Origin of the sequence: Bosea sp. ANAM02, from assembly GCF_011764485.1 — a bacterium.
Taxonomy (GTDB): Bacteria; Pseudomonadota; Alphaproteobacteria; order Rhizobiales; family Beijerinckiaceae; genus Allobosea.
Map to the genome: position 1 here is coordinate 1,688,076 of NZ_AP022848.1, position 17,867 is coordinate 1,705,942.

General features: G+C 68.2%; 15 protein-coding genes. 8 read left to right on the forward strand and 7 right to left on the reverse strand.

Annotation, left to right across the window (positions count from 1 at the left end; genetic code table 11):
* Window positions 1-6: 6 nt before the first annotated feature.
* Window positions 7-399, reverse strand: a complete 393-nt coding sequence (locus tag OCUBac02_RS08090) for a hypothetical protein (RefSeq protein ID WP_173044782.1) — start codon at window positions 397-399, stop codon at window positions 7-9.
* Between the two features lie 177 nt (window positions 400-576).
* On the opposite strand from OCUBac02_RS08090, the gene OCUBac02_RS08095 reads away from it, so the two are divergent.
* From OCUBac02_RS08095 to OCUBac02_RS08110, 4 genes are all read left to right on the forward strand, one after another.
* Window positions 577-1,554, forward strand: coding sequence for a hypothetical protein (locus OCUBac02_RS08095; RefSeq protein ID WP_173044784.1), 978 nt, complete (start codon window positions 577-579; stop codon window positions 1,552-1,554).
* A 257-nt stretch (window positions 1,555-1,811) separates the two neighbouring features.
* A complete protein-coding gene (gene otnI, locus OCUBac02_RS08100) occupies window positions 1,812-2,591 on the forward strand; it encodes a 2-oxo-tetronate isomerase (RefSeq protein WP_173044786.1) in 780 nt (259 codons plus the stop codon).
* Window positions 2,591-3,595, forward strand: coding sequence for a glucokinase (locus OCUBac02_RS08105; RefSeq protein ID WP_047578507.1), 1,005 nt, complete (start codon window positions 2,591-2,593; stop codon window positions 3,593-3,595). Before otnI ends, OCUBac02_RS08105 begins: the two co-directional genes overlap by 1 nt.
* Before the next feature lie 31 nt (window positions 3,596-3,626).
* Window positions 3,627-4,673: an acyltransferase family protein gene (locus tag OCUBac02_RS08110; protein ID WP_244639131.1), complete on the forward strand. Its 1,047-nt coding sequence runs from the start codon at window positions 3,627-3,629 to the stop codon at window positions 4,671-4,673.
* A gap of 136 nt (window positions 4,674-4,809) precedes the next feature.
* Here the strand turns inward: OCUBac02_RS08110 and OCUBac02_RS08115 are convergent, their stop codons facing one another.
* The gene (locus tag OCUBac02_RS08115; RefSeq protein ID WP_047579967.1) at window positions 4,810-5,148 is read right to left on the reverse strand and encodes a hypothetical protein; all 339 of its coding nucleotides are present in this window, start codon (window positions 5,146-5,148) and stop codon (window positions 4,810-4,812) included.
* A 341-nt stretch (window positions 5,149-5,489) separates the two neighbouring features.
* Between OCUBac02_RS08115 and OCUBac02_RS08120 the strand changes: the two genes are divergently transcribed.
* Window positions 5,490-7,301 carry an ATP-binding cassette domain-containing protein gene (locus OCUBac02_RS08120; RefSeq protein WP_173049427.1) on the forward strand — a complete coding sequence of 604 codons (1,812 nt, stop codon included), beginning with the start codon at window positions 5,490-5,492 and terminating at the stop codon, window positions 7,299-7,301.
* Between the two features lie 204 nt (window positions 7,302-7,505).
* Entirely contained in the window at window positions 7,506-8,252 is a 747-nt protein-coding gene (locus OCUBac02_RS08125) for an SDR family oxidoreductase (RefSeq protein ID WP_173044788.1), read from the forward strand.
* A gap of 172 nt (window positions 8,253-8,424) precedes the next feature.
* On the opposite strand, the gene OCUBac02_RS08130 is transcribed toward OCUBac02_RS08125, so the two are convergent.
* The gene (locus tag OCUBac02_RS08130) at window positions 8,425-9,315 is read right to left on the reverse strand and encodes a metallophosphoesterase family protein (protein ID WP_173049429.1); all 891 of its coding nucleotides are present in this window, start codon (window positions 9,313-9,315) and stop codon (window positions 8,425-8,427) included.
* A 371-nt stretch (window positions 9,316-9,686) separates the two neighbouring features.
* Between OCUBac02_RS08130 and OCUBac02_RS08135 the strand changes: the two genes are divergently transcribed.
* On the forward strand, window positions 9,687-10,157 hold the full coding sequence (locus OCUBac02_RS08135) for an NUDIX domain-containing protein (RefSeq protein WP_465247779.1): 471 nt from the start codon (window positions 9,687-9,689) through the stop codon (window positions 10,155-10,157).
* An 18-nt stretch (window positions 10,158-10,175) separates the two neighbouring features.
* Here OCUBac02_RS08135 and OCUBac02_RS08140 read toward each other — a convergent pair whose 3' ends face one another.
* Window positions 10,176-11,699: an argininosuccinate lyase gene (locus OCUBac02_RS08140; protein WP_173044792.1), complete on the reverse strand. Its 1,524-nt coding sequence runs from the start codon at window positions 11,697-11,699 to the stop codon at window positions 10,176-10,178.
* Between the two features lie 344 nt (window positions 11,700-12,043).
* Between OCUBac02_RS08140 and OCUBac02_RS08145 the strand changes: the two genes are divergently transcribed.
* On the forward strand, window positions 12,044-12,550 hold the full coding sequence (locus OCUBac02_RS08145) for a GNAT family N-acetyltransferase (RefSeq protein WP_173044794.1): 507 nt from the start codon (window positions 12,044-12,046) through the stop codon (window positions 12,548-12,550).
* A 225-nt stretch (window positions 12,551-12,775) separates the two neighbouring features.
* On the opposite strand, the gene OCUBac02_RS08150 is transcribed toward OCUBac02_RS08145, so the two are convergent.
* Genes OCUBac02_RS08150 through OCUBac02_RS08160 form a run of 3 tightly spaced genes read right to left on the reverse strand, consistent with a single transcriptional unit; the run spans window position 12,776 to window position 17,864 of the window.
* Window positions 12,776-14,866, reverse strand: a complete 2,091-nt coding sequence (locus tag OCUBac02_RS08150) for a hypothetical protein (RefSeq protein ID WP_173044796.1) — start codon at window positions 14,864-14,866, stop codon at window positions 12,776-12,778.
* Window positions 14,866-15,036, reverse strand: a complete 171-nt coding sequence (locus OCUBac02_RS08155; protein WP_173044798.1) for a hypothetical protein — start codon at window positions 15,034-15,036, stop codon at window positions 14,866-14,868. Before OCUBac02_RS08155 ends, OCUBac02_RS08150 begins: the two co-directional genes overlap by 1 nt.
* Complete coding sequence (locus OCUBac02_RS08160) at window positions 15,036-17,864, reverse strand: DUF4159 domain-containing protein (RefSeq protein ID WP_173044800.1); 2,829 nt, start codon at window positions 17,862-17,864, stop codon at window positions 15,036-15,038. The genes OCUBac02_RS08155 and OCUBac02_RS08160 overlap by 1 nt, the downstream gene beginning before the upstream one ends.
* Between the last annotated feature and the right edge of the window lie 3 nt (window positions 17,865-17,867).

The window sequence follows — 17,867 nt, forward strand, 5'->3', positions numbered from 1 at the left end:
GCAGCTTCAGAGGCTGTCGCCGCCGAGCCAGGCGAGGATCGCCGCGACCAGCAGGCTGAACCAGCCGGGATGACGCCCGCGCGTCGCGAACAGCACCAGCGCCGAACCCGCCAGCGACGCTGCAATCGCGACCTTCAGCAGCCATGCGTTCGGTAGAGGGGCGGCCGGCGCCTGCGCCATCGCGATCAGGATCGCGGCGAGCGCCCAGCCGAGGATGCTGACGAGGTGCCAGCTCGCCCAGAGAATCCTGACATGGCGTTCCCGGAGCAACGGGCCGCCTTCGGTTGGAACGATGCCGCTGCTGCGCAGTTGCCGGAAGATCAGGAATTCGCCGACGACCGAATGGACCAGCGCCGTCAACCCCATCACCATCCCGGCCCAGAGAAGCAGCGGCTGCATCGATCGCTCCGTCGGCTGTGGAGATGGGAACTTCCGCGCCCTTCGTTCGTAGCAGGGCCCTGCCGGCCTGCGGAAGCGGGTCCGTTGTCGCGGCCTCCGCCGTTTCACCACAAGCCGGTCAGCCGCGGTTCATCTCGCGGCGCTCAGGCTGTCTCGATCTCACCATCAGGGAACGTCATGACTCGTCTGCTTCGCCCGCTCGCGGTTTCGCTCCTTCTTTTCGCCTCGTTGACGGTCGCACGGGCTGCCGGGGACGTCGCCGTCGAGGTGAAGAACGAATCCGAGCCGGTGCTCTGCGCCGAGAAGGACAACGTCACGATCAAGGTGGTCTCGCCCGAGGTCCGGCGTTTCCAGATCGAGGCGGCCCATCCCGCCTATGTGGCCGGGCTCGTGCGCGACAACTGGGATGCCGACTGGACGAATTGCGACATGAAGGGCGATCCATCCTTCGCGCCGCCGACGCCGCCGCGGCGCGTCACCTTCTACGAATCGATCGACTACTGGCTGGTCGGCTACACGTTCCCGAGCTTTTGGCGCCCGGCGGAGGCGACCTTCCGCGTCGGCGACCGCGTCGAGAAGGGGCTGCATCTCGTCCAGCTCTGGAAGCTCGGCAAGGACAAGTCGCATGAGGTGCTGGTGGTCTATCCGCAGGACGGCAACTGGCGCGCAAGGCCGCTGCCGCCGGAACATCTCGGCTTCTCCTCCTACGGCTCCTCATTCCTGTTCGGGCCGATCGAGCAGGAGGGGCGCCCGGTCGTAAACATCAGGGAGATCGCGTTCGATCCGAAGACGCTGACCTTCAAGCTCAGCTTCAAGGACGGCTCGTCCGGAAGCCTCAAGCTCGACAGCGTCGACGAGAACCGGATGGTGCTGGATGCCGTGCTCGACAAGCCGGTGACCGGCGGCAAGGGCTTCCTGGCGCTGCGCTCGATGTATGTCACCGAGTTCAACAACGACGTCGCCCGCATCGCCCTGCGCGAGCCCGGCGCCAAGGGCTGGCGCGAGGAGGCACTGATGTCCTATCCCGGCGGCAAGGCGACCGATATCTGGATGGGGCGCACGACGCATTCGCGCCACAACACCTCCTCGCCCGACATGGTGTTCCGGCGCTTCTCGACCGATCCGAACCCGCCACCGAAGGCGGAGAAGAAGTGATGCTTAAAGGGGCTGCGGCTTCAAGGTGATGTCATCCCGGACAAGCGGCGAAGCCGCGCCGATCCGGGATCTATGCCAGAACCTTTGGCGGCCGCGTTCCGGAACGGACCCCGGTCTGCGCTTCGCCCGGGATGACCCGTTCGCTGGATCGTGGTGATAGCGGAACGCATTGCCTCCCTGTCGCGTTTGTCCATGACGCGGCGGGCGCATCGGTTTAGCCTGCGGCGACCGATACCGCCCAGCCTGCAGAGAGACCCATGCCGCGTTTTGCCGCCAACCTGTCGATGATGTTCACTGAATGGGAGTTCCTCGATCGCTTCAAGGCGGCCGCCGAGGCGGGGTTCGAAGCGGTCGAGTTCCTCTTTCCCTACGAGCATACGCCCGAGCAGGTCGGCCTTGCGCTGGCCGGCGGAGAGCTGACGCAGGCGCTCTACAATCTCCCGCCCGGCGATTTCACCAGGGGTGAACGCGGCCTCGCCTCGCTCGCCGGGCGCGAAGACGAGTTCCGGGCCTCGGTCGACAAGGCGCTTTCCTATGTTCATGAGACCGGCGTCAAGCGCCTGCATATGATGGCGGGGCTGGCCGACGCGAACGACCCCGTCGCTCAGAAGACCTATCGGGCCTCGCTCGCCTATGCCGCCGACAGGCTCGGCGAGCAGGGCGTCGAGCTGCTGCTGGAGCCGATCAACGGCAAGGACATACCGGGCTATTTCCTCAACGACTTCGACCGGGCGGCGGCGTATGTCCGCGAATCCGGCCGGCCGAATGTTCGTTTGCAATTCGACATGTACCATTGCGAGCTGATCCATGGCGACGTCTCGGCGAAGCTCAAGGCGCTCTATCCGCTTGTGGGCCATGTCCAGATCGCCCGTGCCAATGGCCGTCACGAACCCGACGCCTCCGGGCCGGACTATCCGGTGCTGTTCAACGAGCTCGACGGTCTCGGCTATGACGGCTTCGTCGGCTGCGAGTACCGGCCGGAGGCCGGCACGCTCGAAGGCCTCGGCTGGTTCGCGCCCTGGCGGAAGCCGCTCTGATGCGCCCGCCCTCGATCTCCTACCCGGTGCTGGTCGCCGATATCGGCGGGACGAATTGCCGCCTGTCGCTGGTGAGCGATGCCGATAGCGCGCACCGGCCGCTGGCGCGGATCGGGACCGGGAGCCATCCGACGGCGGAGGCGGCCTTCGCGTCCGTGCTGGTCGATGTGCCGGAGAAGCCGCGTTCCGCCGTCATCGCCGTCGCCGGGCCGCTCGATGGCCGGCAGGCGCAATTGACGAACGCGGTCTGGCATCTGGATGGATCGCGGATCGCGGAGGCCCTCGGTCTCACCCAGGGGCTGATGGTCAATGATTTCGAGGCGCTTTCCGCCTCGCTCGCCGTGCTGAGGCCGGGCGATCTCACCACATTGGTCGAGGGCGATCCCGAGCCTGACGGCGTCAAGCTGGTGCTGGGGCCGGGCACCGGCTTCGGCGCGGCGGCTCTGCTGATGCGCGGCGAACGCGGCATGCTGATCCCCACCGAATCCGGTCATATCGGCATCGGACCCGAGGACCAGACCGAGCAGAAGATCTGGCCCGCGCTGGGCGAAGGCATCCCGCGCCTGACCGTCGAGCATCTCCTGAGCGGCGACGGGCTCGTGCGCCTGCACAAGGCTGTGGCGCGAACCTCCGGCATGCTGGAGGCCGAGGTCAGCGCGGCCGATGTCTCCCGACTTGCCCATGACGGCGATCCGGCGGCGCTGATGGCCGTGGTCTGCTTCTGGCGCCTGCTGGGGCGCGTCGCCGGCGATCTCGCGCTCGTCTTCAAGGCGACGGGTGGCGTCTATATCGCCGGCGGCATCGCGCCGCACCTGCTGCCGCTCGCCGACAAGGCGGCCATTCGCGCGGCCTTCGCCGGCAAGCCTCCGATGGAGGATCTGGCAGAGCGTTTCGCCCTGCATGTCATCACCGCGACGGATGCAGCCGAGCAGGGATTGGCCGCGATCGCGGCCAATCTCCATCGCTTCGGGCTCGACGATCCCAAGCGGCTGTGGTTTGGCTGAGCGGCCTTCTCACCACGTCGCACAGGTCCGCGTGCAGCCCATTCCTTCGATCCAGGTCCTGCGCGCGCTCGCTGCCTTGATGGTCGCGATCCACCATGTCCAGCCGGATGCGGCCGTCGTCGCCACCCGCGCGGGCCTGAGCTTCACGCGCAGCGACCTCCTGCCCTGGATGGCCGGTGTCGACATCTTCTTCGTCGTCTCCGGCTTCATCATGGTCCATGCCTCGCAGGACCTGTTCGGCCGGGACGGCGCCTCCAGCCTCTTCCTGAAACGGCGGCTGGCGCGCATCGTGCCACTCTACTGGGCGATGACGACGCTGTTCCTGCTGGTCGGCCTCGCGGTTCCGGCCGTGCTCAATTCCGGCGTGCCGAACCTCCAGCAGGTGCTCGGCTCCTACCTGTTCTGGCCGGTAATCTCGACGCAGGGGATGGTGCAGCCGGTCTATTCGCTGGGCTGGACGCTGAATTACGAGATGCTGTTCTACGTCCTGTTCGCGGCCGGATTGATGCTGCCGCGACGCTGGACCTTGCCGGCGATCACGCTCGTTCTGGCGCTGCTGGTCGGTGCCGAGAGCCTGAAGGGGCCGCTCTCGCTGCCCTTCGGTTTCTGGGGCCAGCCGATCGTGCTGGAGTTCGCGGCGGGGATGGGGATCGCGGTGCTCCGGCAGCAGGGCTTGCGACTGCATGGGGCCTTGCGGATCGCCGTCGCGATAGCCGGTGCCGCCTTATTGGTCGCCGCTGCCCATGTTCCGGGCGCAGATGGGCCGTGGAGCAGCGTCTTGTGGCGCGGTGGAGCCGCCGTTCTCCTGATGCTCGCGGCCGGTTGCGGCCGCGAGGGCATCGTGCCACTGCCGCCTGTGAAGGCGCTGGCTGCGGTGGGCGACGCTTCCTACGCACTCTATCTCGTCCATCCCTTCGTGATTCGGGGGATGCGCGAGGTCGTGCTGCGGCTCGGGTTGCATTCGCCTGCGCTTTACATCGCGCTGGCGCTTGCCGGTTCCGTTGTCGCGGCGCTGCTGTTGTACCGCTTCTTCGAGAAGCCGGCGACGCGTCTGGCCCGGCGCTGGCTGGGAGGGTGATTCCCGCGTCATGCTCGCCCTTGTGGCGAGCATCCACGTCTTGAACACCGCGCGGCCAGAAGGACGACATGGATGGTCGGGACAAGCCCGACCATGACGAGAAGGTAAGAGCGCGTCATTGGCTGCGCACTGCCGCTCAGCTCAGCTTCATGCCCTTCAGCGACTGGCCGACCACGCCGCCATCCTTCCGGCGCTGCGCCCGCTTCGACTTGATCGTCTCGACATGCTCGGGCTGCGGGAAATAGCCGCGCTCCATGACCTCCAGCGCGTATTCCTCATAGGTGAGGCCGAGTGCCGAGGCCTTCTCCTCGCGTCTCAACGCGATCTCGCGCGGCTTCTTCCAGGCCTTGCGATGGGCGAAGCGCCAGTCGAAATAGCGGCCGATGTTGCCGGAGCCTGTGGCCGAGCGGCGCTTGCGCTCCTTCAATGGCGGGCCGCCATTATGACCGATCCCGATCGGGCGTTCGCTGGGCATCGCTCTTGCACTCATCAGGGCTCGATCCGGATCACGATAAGGGACGGGAAGGGGCTGGCAAGGGCCGTGCCATGGCCTTTGATCACATGCTTCGAGCCGCAGGCTTGTCATTCCGGGGCATGCCGCAGGCATGAACCCGGAACCCACGACTGGGTGAGAGTTTTAATGCTGCGCTTGTAAGCCGCTCGCCCGGTCGTGGCTTCCGGGTCCTTCGCGGAGTTTATCCTTGGGCCGACCAAAGGTCGGACCCGAGGGCGAAGCCCCGGAATGACAAAGGTGGTTCCCTGCGGACGTGACAGGGCGGCGGCGGCGGTCTATCCCGCAGGCCGAACACAGGACGGATCATGGCTCCCTTGCTGCATCTACGCGACGTCGCGCTCACCTTCGGCGGACAGCCCTTGCTCGAAGCCGCCGAGATCGCGGTTTCGGCCGGCGAGCGCGTCTGCCTCGTCGGCCGCAATGGCTCGGGCAAGTCGACGCTGCTCAAGATCGCGGCAGGGATCGTCGAGCCCGATCATGCCGAGATATTCGTGCAGCCGGGCTCGACCATCCGCTACCTGCCGCAGGAGCCTGATTTCACAGGCTTCAACACCGCGCTCGCCTATGTCGAAGCCGGGCTGGGACCGGGCGACGACGCCTATCGCGCCCAATATCTGCTGACCGAACTCGGCCTGACCGGGCAGGAGAACCCGGCCTCGATGTCGGGCGGCGAGGGGCGTCGCGCCGCGCTGGCGCGGGTTCTGGCGCCGGAGCCGGACATCCTGCTGCTGGACGAGCCGACCAACCATCTCGACCTGCCCGTCATCGAATGGCTGGAGCAGGAGCTGAAATCGCTGCGTTCGGCCATGGTGCTGATCAGCCACGACCGGCGCTTCCTGACCTCGCTCTCGCGAGCGACGATCTGGCTCGACCGTGGCGTGACACGGCGGGCCGAGAGGGGATTCGGCGAATTCGAGGCCTGGCGCGACGAGGTTCTGGCGCAGGAGGAACTCGACCGCCACAAGCTCGACCGCAAGATCGCCCGTGAAGAGGACTGGCTGCGCTATGGCGTCAGCGCCCGGCGCACCCGCAACCAGCGAAGGCTCGGCGAGCTTCATGCGCTGCGCGACCAGCGCCGCACGGCCCGCGCCGCGCAAGGCAATGTCCGGCTGGAGGCGAGCGAGGCGCAGGCGTCCGGCAAGCTCGTCATCGAGGCGATCGACGTCGCCAAGGCCTATGGCGACAACACCATCGTCAAGAACCTGTCGCTGCGCGTCGCGCGCGGCGACCGGATCGGCATCGTCGGGCCGAACGGCGCCGGCAAGACCACGCTGATCAACCTGCTGACGGGCGCGCTCGCGCCGGATTCCGGCAAGGTCAAGCTCGGCACGGCGCTGGAGATGGTGACGCTCGACCAGCGCCGCGAAAGCCTCGATCCGGAGATGCCGCTCGGCGACGTTCTGACCGGCGGCGGCTCGGACCAGGTGATGGTCGGCGGCCAGCCGCGCCATGTCATCTCCTACATGAAGGACTTCCTGTTCCAGCCGATCCAGCGCGGCACGCCGGTCGGCGCGCTCTCCGGCGGCGAGCGCGGGCGCCTGATGCTGGCGCGTGCGCTGGCCAAGCCCTCGAACCTGCTGGTGCTGGACGAGCCGACCAACGATCTCGATCTCGAGACGCTCGACCTGCTGCAGGAACTGCTCGCCGACTATCAAGGCACGGTGCTGCTGGTCAGCCACGATCGCGACTTCATCGACCGCGTCGTCTCCTCCGTGCTGATCTCGGATGGCGACGGCGTCTGGACAGAGTTCGCCGGCGGCTATTCCGACATGCTGGCGCAGCGCGGGCGCGGCGTCGGGGCCAAGGCGCGGCCGGTCGAGAAGGCGGCGCCCGCTGCGCCCAAAGCTGCTGCCGCGGCGCCGGCCGCATCCGCCTCCAGGCGCAAGCTCTCCTTCAACGAGAAGCATGCGCTGGAGACGCTGCCGAAGAAGATCGAGACCTTGCAGGCCGAGGCCGCGAAGCTCAACACGGCGGTTGCCGGCGATCTCTACACGCGCGATCCGAAGCTCTTCGCCAAGGCGACGGCCCGGCTGGAAGAGGTCGCGCGCGAGATCGGCGAGGCCGAAGAGCGCTGGCTCGAGCTGGAGATGCTGCGCGAGGAGATCGGGGCGTAAGGCGCATCGTCATGCTCGGCCTTGACCCGAGCATCTCGGAAACCAGCATCTTCTTGTCCTGAGTTTCTCGGGTCTACGCTTCGCTTCGCCCGGGAATGACGGCTAGGCTATTCCAATTTTGCACCGGCCCGCGCGCGAAAGCGCATTTACCGCGGCGCTCAATCGTTTCAAACATCGCGCAATCGCAGAGCACGAGGAGCGACCATGAGACTCAAGGGCAAGACGGCGCTGGTGACCGGCGCGGCGCAGGGCTTCGGCTTCGGTATCGCCGAGACCTTCGTGCGCGAGGGCGCGCGCGTCGCGGTGCTGGACATCAACGGCGACAAGGCCAAGGAGGCTGCCAGGGCGATCGGCCGCAAGGCCTTCGCCGTGACCTGCGATGTCGGCAAGGCCAAGAGCGTCGACAAGGCGGTCGAGAAGATCGTGGCCAAGGTCGGGCGGCTCGATATCGTCGTGAACAATGCCGGCACCACCCATCGCAACAAGCCGATGACCGAGGTGACCGAGGAGGAGTTCGACCGTATCTTCGCGGTGAACGTGAAGTCGATCTACCTGATGGCGCGCGCGACCGTTCCGCATTTCCGGGAGCATGGCGGCGGCGTGATCCTGAATATCGGCTCGACGGCGGGCCTGCGGCCGCGTCCGGGCCTGACCTGGTACAATGGCTCGAAGGGCGCGGCGAACCTGATCTCTCAGTCGATGGCTGTCGAGCTCGCGCCGGACAAGATCCGGGTCAACGCGATCGCGCCGGTCGCGGGCGAGACGCCGCTGCTCGCGACCTTCATGGGCGAGGACACGCCGGAGCGCCGTGCGCAGTTCACGGCCTCGATCCCGTGGGGCCGCTTCTCGACGCCGCAGGACATCGCCAATGCCGCGCTGTTCCTGTGCTCGGACGAGGCCGACATGGTGACCGGCTCGGTGCTGGCGGTCGACGGCGGACGCTGCGTCTGAGAGCTGCGTCATTCCGTGCGCGCTGCGGCACGCAGTGCCGCTGCGCAGACGCGGGACCGTTCTCAGAAAAAGACACCCTGTAGCGTGTGCGACGACGGGAGCCTCTGTCGTCGTGCGGTCCCGTGTCTGCGCAGCAGCGCTGCACGCTGCGGCGCGCACGGGATGACGTCTTTCAGACGGCTTTCGTCAGGGAGATTTCCTGACGGAGCGTCACGGCTCCGTCCGGCTCGAAGCCACGCTGCTCCAGCGTGATACCCGGTTCCTTCGCATCGCCCTCGATGCGGAAGAGATGCCAGGTGCCGAGCTCGCCATGGCCGCGCGGGCCGATCGATGCCGAGGGCACGCCGACGATCGGCACGTCTCGACCGAGCCCCGGCCGCCAGGCCAGCGAGAAGCTGTGATTATGGCCATGCAGGACGAGGTCGGCGCCCTTGCGCTTCAGCATGGCCTCGAAGGCGGCGGCATCGACCAGTTCGCGGCCGCGCTTGGCGCCGCCGACATAGGGCGGGTGGTGAATCAGCACGACGCGGATCAGGCCTTCGTCGCGGGCGCGATCCAGCAGCGCCTCGGTGCGGGCGACCTGCTCGCTGCCGACGCGCCCCGTCGCCATCAGGGGCAGGGTCGGCACGCCGCTGTTGATGCCGATCAGCGCGACCGGGCCGCGGCGGCGATACCAGGGGTAGCCGGCCTTGCCATCGTCATCGGCGATCCAGGGCGCGAGCAGGCCGGCCAGCGGCTTCAGCGAGGAACGCGCATAGGCATCGTGATTGCCCGGCACGAAGCTGACCCTTTCGCGCGGGCCGAGTTCGTCCAGGAAGGCGATGGCTGTCTTGAATTCGTCGGGCAGGCCGATATGGGCGACGTCGCCGGTGCAGGCGACATGGTCGGGCTCATGCGCATGGATGTCGGCGACGATACGCGCCAGGATATCCATGTCATGGGCGTGACGGCGCTTGCGACGCCAGTTGACGTAACCGGTCGCGCGCTTGCCGAAGAGCTGATGCAGCGAAAACCCGGCGAGCGGGCCGAGATGCGGGTCGGACAGATGCGCGAGCTTGAACACGCTCAAGCGCTTGCCCCCGCAGGAGGCCGTCAGTCAAGCGCGCCGATGGCGCGCCTGGACTGCGGACAGGTCGGAGGACCTCAGTTGGCGGCGCCGGTCAGTTCCGACACGATGCGGGAATCGGTCAGGGTGACGGCGGGCTTCCAGACATAGGCCGGCTTGGCCTTGAAGCGAGCGATGATGAAAGAGAGAAGCATGGTTTCGGTGTCCTGATGTTGCGCTGCGGTATCTGCCTCATTTGGGGCGCGTTTGTGGCAGGGCAACTGATGGACTTGACGGTCCGTCATGCGATTTTTGCATAGACAATTAACCCGACCTTGAGAATCGATCGGATGCAATCAGCGACGCCCCAGCCGACCGCCGATCCCGAGATGCCCCGCACGCTCGCGCAACGCCTGCTGACGCGTCTGCTGCATGTCTATTTCAGGTTTGCGCGCGGCATGACGCTGGGCGTGCGCGTCGTCGTCCTGAACGAACGCAACGAGGTCTTCCTGGTCCGTCACACCTATGTTCCCGGCTGGTATCTGCCGGGAGGAGGGGTCGAGGTCGGCGAAACGGCCGAAGAGGCCCTGGAGCGCGAATTGTCGGAAGAGGCCGGTATCGTTGCGGCCGAGCGGCCCGTTCTGCATGGATTCTTCTTCAACCGCAGGCTCTCCCGGCGCGATCACGTCGCCGTCTACGTGCTGCGCCGGTTCCGCATCGAGCAGATCAAGCAGCCGGACCGCGAGATCGCGGAAGCCGGATTCTTTCCGCTGGATCGCCTGCCGGATGCAACGACGCAGGCGACGCGGCGGCGGCTGGCGGAGATCCTCTCCGGGCAGCCGCTGGCTACGGAATGGTGAGCGCGGCTGCCGTGCGGCTCAGTTGGCGCTTTTCGCCAGCGTGGCGAAATCGGCATCGAGCTTCGCCAGGCCCGCCGCAATCTTGGCGCGGCGATCCTTGATCCAGGCGTCCTGCCGGTCGAGGCGCTGCCTGGCCTCGGCCAGCATCCGGTCCATCTCGGCCGGCTGCGGGCCGCCCGATGTGGCGCGGTTCCTGATGATCGCGACGGGGTCGAGCGTCGCGCGGAACTCGGCCTCGCTCATCGGCAGATCAGCGGCGGCGAGCCCCATCTCCGGAGCCGCCTTGCGGTAGATCGCCTGCGCCTGCGCATAGGGAAATTCGGTCGGCTTGATGTTGTGGAGCTTGGCGTAGTCGACCACCTCCGACGCGAAATGGTGGCCGGCGCGGAAGGGCAGCTTGTATTTCCGCATCAGCACGTCGGCGAGTTCCTGCGATGCCGTCCAGTCGCTGTTGAGCTCCTCCAGGGCCCGCTCCGGATCGATGGCGAGCGCCTTCAGGATGCGATCCAGCCCCTGCACGGCCCTGGTCGCGCTGTCGGTCATCGCGCTGTTGGCCCTGGCGTCCTTGGCGTCGGGCATGCCGGGCGGGATGTTATGCCCCCGGAAGACCGGCCCCATTGCCAGCGAAAGGGCGGTCGAGGCGCTTTCACGCGTGCCGTTCAGCAGGCCCGGATTGCGCTTCTGCGGCATGGCGCTGGATACATAGGTGTTGCCGCCGCCCTCCCGCAGGATGATCCAGGGCCGCGACTGCGCATATTGCGTCATCACGTCCTCGATGAAGCCGCCGACATGCAGCGCGATGCCGGTGACGATGCCGCCGACCTCCACGGGCAGGTCGGCCGCGGCGATCTGCGAGGCGTCGTAGGCGTTCTCGACCAAGGCCGCGAAGCCGAGATAGTCGGCCATGCGCTGGCGATCGAGCGGCCAACTCGTGCCGTTGAGCACGGTCGTGCCCATGGGAGAGCGGTCGACCCGGGCATAGGTCTCGCGGATGCGCTGCGCGTCGCGATCGAGCCCGGCGACGAGGCCGAGCAGGTAATGGCCGTAGCTGTTGGGCTGGGCGGCGACGCCGTTGGTGTAGTTGGGGACGATCGTGTCGCGATGGGTCGCGGCAAGCTCGACCATCGTCCGCGTCGCCCGGTTGAGCTCACCGGCGAGCGTCAGCAGCCGGTCGCGCATGATCGCGGCGCGATAGGTCGCGTGCATGTCCTGGCTCGAGCGGCCGGCATGGATCAGCGTGACCTCGACCCCGGCCTCCTTGATCATCAGCGGCTCGAACGTGATGACGGTCGAGGGCCGCCTCGCGCCGGGCTCGTTGCCGGCTTCGATCACCTTGGCGATGCCCTGCGCCAGCTTCGGCGCCAGCGCCCGGTCGAGCAGGCCCTGCTCGGCATTGATGACGGTGCTGGCCTTGTTCATCTCGCCGAGCCAGAAGAACTCGTCCCTAACCGGCTCCTTTGGCTGTGCCGGCTGCTGGGCCAGTGCCGGCAGGCAGATCGCCGCCAGAAGCAGGGCAGGGGTGATTGGCTTGAATCCGGGCATCGGTTTCCTCCGCTTCGACAGGCGATATCGCCTTCGGCTTCCGCGCTGTGTTCCCCCGCTTCGCGACCGGAGTTGAGACCAATCCGGCAAGGCGAGCAAGCCTCCGCAGGGGAATGCCGCCGGATGGATGGACACCGCTTAAGCGCCATTCGGTGCCGCCTCGGATTTTTCCGAAAAGTGGATTTCCCTTTCCGGCCCGATACTGTAGAGGCGCTGTCATGATGATCCGCCCGAGCCTGCGAGACCTGCGACGACCGGCGCGCTGAATGCGCCCTTCCGGCACTGCGCCTGCACGCGCCTGCCTTCGCTCAGCCGACCCGCCTCCCGCTTAAGCGTCGATCATCGTGACATCCCTGCCCCTGACCATCCGCCACGAACTTCCCGTGGACGCCGCCGCGATCGAGCGCCTGCACGAGCGCGCTTTCGGTCCCGGCCGTTTCGCCCGCACGGCGTTCCGCCTGCGCGAGGGCGTGCCGCCCGATCACGCGCTGTCCTTCGCCGCTCATGTCGGCACCTTCCTCGTCGGTTCGGTGAAGGTGACGGCGGTACTCGCCGGCGGCCACAAGGCGCTGATGCTCGGCCCGCTCACCGTCGATCCTGCCTTCGAGGGCCGGGGCATCGGGGCCGCGCTGATGAACCGCTCGATCGATGCCGCGCGCGAGGCCGGGCATGACCTGATCATGCTGATCGGGGACGCGCCCTATTACGCGCGCTTCGGCTTCAAGGTGCTGCCGCCCGGCCAGCTCGTGCTGCCGGGCCCGGCCGATCCGGCGCGTTTCCTCGCGCTGGAGCTGGTCGACGGCGTGTTGAAGCAGCGTAGCGGGGTGGTGACCTCGGCACGGGCGGGGTGATCCTGCCGTCGTTCCGGCGCGCCGCGCGGCGGCGAGCCTGGAATCCACGAACACGACCTTGTTCCAGCTCGTCATGCTCGCCCTTGTGGCGAGCATCCACGTCTTGAACGCCGCCCGGCATCGATGAAGACGTGGATGGTCGGGACAAGCCCGACCATGACGGACATGTCGTGCTCCTGGATTCCGGGCTCATCGCTGCGCAATGCCCCGGAATGACGGTAGAATCTACGCCTGCCGCCTGAGGCGCCGGCCGCTTTCGCCGAGCCAGCCGGCAACGAGGGCGCCGAACAGCACGGCAAGACCCAGCAATCCGATGAAGAGCGGTGAGATGCGCACGCCGCGCACGATGCCGGAATCGCTGATCCTCAGGCCGATCCAGTCATTGCCGGCGAATTGGCTGCCCGAGCGCACCGGAACGATGCGCGGCACGTTGACGGCCGAACCGCTCTCCCGGCCGACGCGCCGTGACGAGCCGCCGGTCGCCTGCGCCAATGTCTGAAGCGCGCCGGGATCGCTGACCACTTCCATCAATTCGCGCGGGTTTTCCGGTCCGACGCTGGCGAAGGCGGTAAGGTTGTCGGCGGTCAATCGGTAGAGGCCGAGATCGCTGGTCGGGATGCGGGCGGTGAACAGGCCGGGGCGGCCGGGCTCCAGCGTCACCGTGCGCGACTGGCCGTCCGGCGCGGTGATGGTCACCGGCCCGGGATTGTCACGCAGTGTCTGGCGCTCGACCTCGACGGTCGCGCCGCGGACGGTCGCGCGCAGCGCCTCCTCTTCAAGCTCCGGCTCCTTCATCAGCCAGTGGCTCAGACGGCGCAGCAGGTCGAGATAGGGGCCGCCGTCGCGGAAGCCCCGCGCCCAGAGCCAGGCATGATCGGAGAGGAAGAGCGCGACGCGGCCCTTCTGCTCGCGGGCCAGCATCAGCAGCGGGCGCTCGCCGGGGCCGGTCATGACGGGCGCGCCGCCGGCCCGCGCCTGGGCGCCGACCATGCGCAGCCATTCGCCCCAGCGCGGCGGCGAGACCTCGGAGCCCGGCAGGTCGCGGGTGACGGGGTGGCGCTTGCCGGGCTCGCTGACCTGAGCCCGATAGGCCTCGTCGATGACGCTGCCATCGGGCAGGGCGGGCAGGATCTGGCCGAGCGGCGTGCGCGCCAGCGTCTGCGATCCCGCATATTCGGGGCCTGCCGCGACGAGCAATGCGCCGCCGTCGCGGACATAGCGCACGATGTTCTCGAAATAGAGCAGCGGCAGGATCGACTGGTTGGCGTAGCGGTCGAAGATGATCAGGTCGAATTCCTTGATCTTGACCTGGAACAGCTCGCGCGTCGGGAAGGCGATCAGCGAAAGCTCGTTGATCGGTGTGCCGTCCTGCTTCTCCGGCGGGCGCAGGATGGTGAAATGCACGAGGTCGACATTGGCGTCCGCCTTGAGCAGGTTGCGCCAGGTGCGCTCGCCCGGATGCGGCTCGCCCGAGACCAGCAGCACGCGGAGCTTGTCGCGAACGCCCTCGATGGTGATCACGGCGCGGTTGTTGGCCAGCGTCAGCTCGTTGTCGATGGCTTGCGCCTCGATCTCGACGACGTTCGGCCCGCCACGATCGATGCGGACGGGGACCTGTACGGTCTGGCCGGTCGTGACCTCGCGGCGGGCGATGATCTCGCCGTCGCGGCGGATGGTCAGCCCGGCGCGGCCCGGGCCGCCCTTGTCGACGACGCGCAGGCGAATGATCTGGTCCTTGCCGACGATGCCGAAACGCGGCGAATCGACCAGGACGATACGGCGGTCGATCTCGGCATCGCGGCCGGTGGTCAGGACATGCAGCGGCGCACGCAGGCCGAGTGCCTCTGCATTGGCCGGGGCGTCATGGGCGAGGCCGTCGGTGATCGCGATCGCTCCGGCGACGCGCTCGGAGGGCACGTCGGCCAGGCTCGACGACAGGGCTTCGAACAGGCGCGTGCCGTCATTCGTGCCCTGGGCGTCGCGCAGCTCGACGATGCGCGGCTCGACATTGGGGATGCCGCGCAACTGCCGTTCGATCTCGGCGACGGCGGCATCGGTCTGGGCCGCGCGGTCGGCGAGGCGGTTCGAGGCCGAGCGGTCGACCACCACCGAGACCACGTCCTTGACCGGCTCGCGGTCCTCGAAGACGAGCGAGGGATCGGCCAGCGCCGCCGTCAGCACGACGAGCGCGAGCGCGCGCAGGATCGCGCTGCGGCCGGCGAGCACGATGGCAGCGCCGGCAGCCAGAGCCGCGAGCACGGCGAGGCCGATCAGCAGCGGCAGGGGCACCATCGGGGCGAGGGAGACGCTCCACATCAGCGTGCTCCTCCCGGTATCCTGTTCTCAGCCCTCATCCTGAGGAGCGCCGCAGGTGCATCTCGAAGGATGCTCCAGATATCTCCGAAGCCTCCTGGAGCATCCTTCGAGACGCCGCTCCTGTCGGAACGGCTCCTCAGGATGAGGGCTGAGGAGAAGAGATCGTTCATCACTGGCCGAGCCTTTCGAGCAGGGCCGGGACATGGACCTGATCGGCCTTGTAGTTGCCGGTGAGCGCATACATCACGAGGTTGACGCCGGCGCGCAGCGCCATCTCGCGCTGGCGCGGATCGCCCCCGGACAACGGCACCAGCCCTTCGCCGCGCCGGTCGATCGCCCAGGCGGACGCGAGGTCGTTGGCGGTGATCACGATGGGCGAGACATTGTCGCCTGCTCGCGCCGGGCGTCGGCCGTCGCTATCGGCGGGCGGCAGGGTCTCGACCCAGGTCGTGCCGGTGTCGTAGCGGCCGACCAGTTCGTCGAGGATGTAGAAGGTCTTGGTCAGGACGTGGTCGCGCGGCAGCGGCTCCAGCTCGGGAATGTCGAGCGTCTGCAGCATGCGCTTGAGCTGGTCGCCCTCGGGCGTCGTGCCACCGCCAGGGCGCGCGCTCATCGCGTCGCGGGTGTCGAAGATCACGAGCCCGCCGCCCTTCATATAGGCTTCGAGCTTGCGCAAGGTTTCGGCCGAAGGGATCGGGCGGCCCGCGACGATCGGCCAGTAGAGGACGGGGAAGAAGGCGAGCTCGTCGCGCTCGACGTTGACGCCGACCGCCTCGCCCGGCTCGAGTGCCGTGCGAGCGCCGAGCACCGAATTGAGGCCGGTCAAGCCGGCCTTGGACATGTCGTCGACGGGCTTGTCGCCGGTGACGACATAGGCGAGCCGCGTCATCGCGCCATTGGCGAGCAGGGCGCGCGGGATCGGCGGACGGGTATCGGCCTGCGCATTGGGAGCCGGCTGCTGGGCGCGGGCGGTATCGGGCGTGAGAGCGAAGGAGGCGGCGAGCGCGAGCAGGATCGCGGCCGGCGCGGCGGCCCTGCGCAGACGGGAGGTGTTGAGGCGCCCGCCGAGCCAGAGCGTCGCCAGGGTGTCGGCGACGAGCAGAAGCAGAGCCAGGACGAGGAGCAATGGCCGGATGTCGCGCGCGATCGGCTCGTCGATCGGCAGGACGGCGACGCCGAGGCTGGCGAGGTCGAGCGCCGCGAGCGTGTCGGTCGGCGTCAAAGCGTTGACCGCGAGCGAGCCGTCGGTCGGGCCGTAAAGGCCGGGCGGATGGGCGAGCGTCGCGCGACCGGCATAGTTGCGCGCCACCGGCTGGGCCGTCGCGGGCGCCGAGCGGAACTGGCCGATGCCGTCGAGCACGCGGGCCGGTGACAGGGTCTCGACGCGCTTGTCGTCGCTCTGGGCCTCGACCGCGGCGGGGCCGTTCCCGGCAAGGTTGACGATCTTGCGGAGCATATCGACGAAGAGGCCCGAGAGCGGCAGGTTCGACCAGGTGGTGTCGGCAGTGACATGGACCATGGCGATCAGCCCGTCGCCGCGCCGCTCGGCGGTCACGACCGGCGTGCCGTCCTCCAGCGCCGCCCAGGTCTTGCGCGACAGGTTGGGCTCGGGCTCGGCCAGGATCTGGCGGCTGACGCGGATGTCGTCGCTGATCGTCAGGCCGAAGAAGGGGCTTTCGCGGGTGAAGGGCGCGAGCCTGCGCGGCGTCTCCCAGGACAGGCCGCCGCCGAGCGTGCGGCCGCCACGACGCAGGCGCACCGGCGTCAGGTCGTCGGAAGACGCCGCGAGCCGGGCGCCGGCGAAGCGCAGCAGCACGCCGCCGCGCTCGACGAAGCTCGTGACCTTCTCGCTCGTCTCGCGATCGAGCGCGCCGATATCGGCGAGGACCAGCACCGAGAGATTCTGCGCCAGCATTTCGCCGACCGGATCGATCGAGCCCTGTCGCGGCTCGCGGATCTCGGCGAAGGGCTGGAGCGCACGGGAGAGATAATAGGTCGGCGACAGCAATGGCTGCGCGGTATCTGCGGTAGCGCCGGAGACGATGCCGATGCGGCGGCGCTTGGCCCGGTCGTCGAGCAGCGCGACGGCGCCGGCACTGCGCTCGCCGACGATCTCCAGCCGCGACACGGCGTTGCGGACCTCGATCGGCAGGGTCAGGCGCGCGGTGGTCTCCAGATTGCTGCCCTCGAAGATGAAAGGCGCATTGCCGAGCGGCAGGCCCTTGAGATCGAGCGCGCGGATCTGGCCGGTCGCGGCGGCGCCGGGGGTCGGGCGCAGCACCTTGACGGTGAGCGCACCCGCGAGGTTCTCGGGCGCTGAGAGGGCGAGTTGCGCGGCCGGGGCTGCATGAACAGCGAGGCGGCGGGCCTCGGCATCCTGCTTCAGCCGGGCGAGGAAGCTGCCGTCGTCGGAGACGGCGAGTCCGTCTGCGACCCAGACGATCTCGGCCGAGGGCGCGCCCTGCAGGAAAGCCTCGATACGCTGGAGATGGGCGGCACGATCCGGCGCATGCGGCTGGAGCGGGAGCGCGCGCAACCGGTCGAGCGCAATGCGCGGCTCGGCCAGCGCGATGGCGGCAGGGGCTTCTGCCAGGCCGACGACAGCGACCGGGCGGCCTTCGCGGGTCGCGGCGGCGATGCGCGATTCGGCGACCGAAACGCGCTCCGGCCAGTCGGTCGCGGCGCCGAAGCCGTTATCGATCAGCATCAGGACCGGGCCGCGCGAAGGCGCGGCATCGCGCACCGGATTCCAGACCGGGCCGGCGACGGCGAGGATCGCGAGCGCGGCCACCGCCATGCGCAAGGCGAGCAGCCACCAGGGCGTGTGGGCGGGCGTCTCGCGCCTGGCGATCAGGTCCGCCATGATCTTGAGCGGCGGGAAATCGATCCGGCGCGGGCGTGGCGGCGTCACGCGCAGGATCAGCCAGAGCGCCGGCAGCAGGGCGAGCGCAGCGAGGGCGAGCGGGGCGGTGAAGCTGAAGGGCAGGGCGCTGAGCATCGG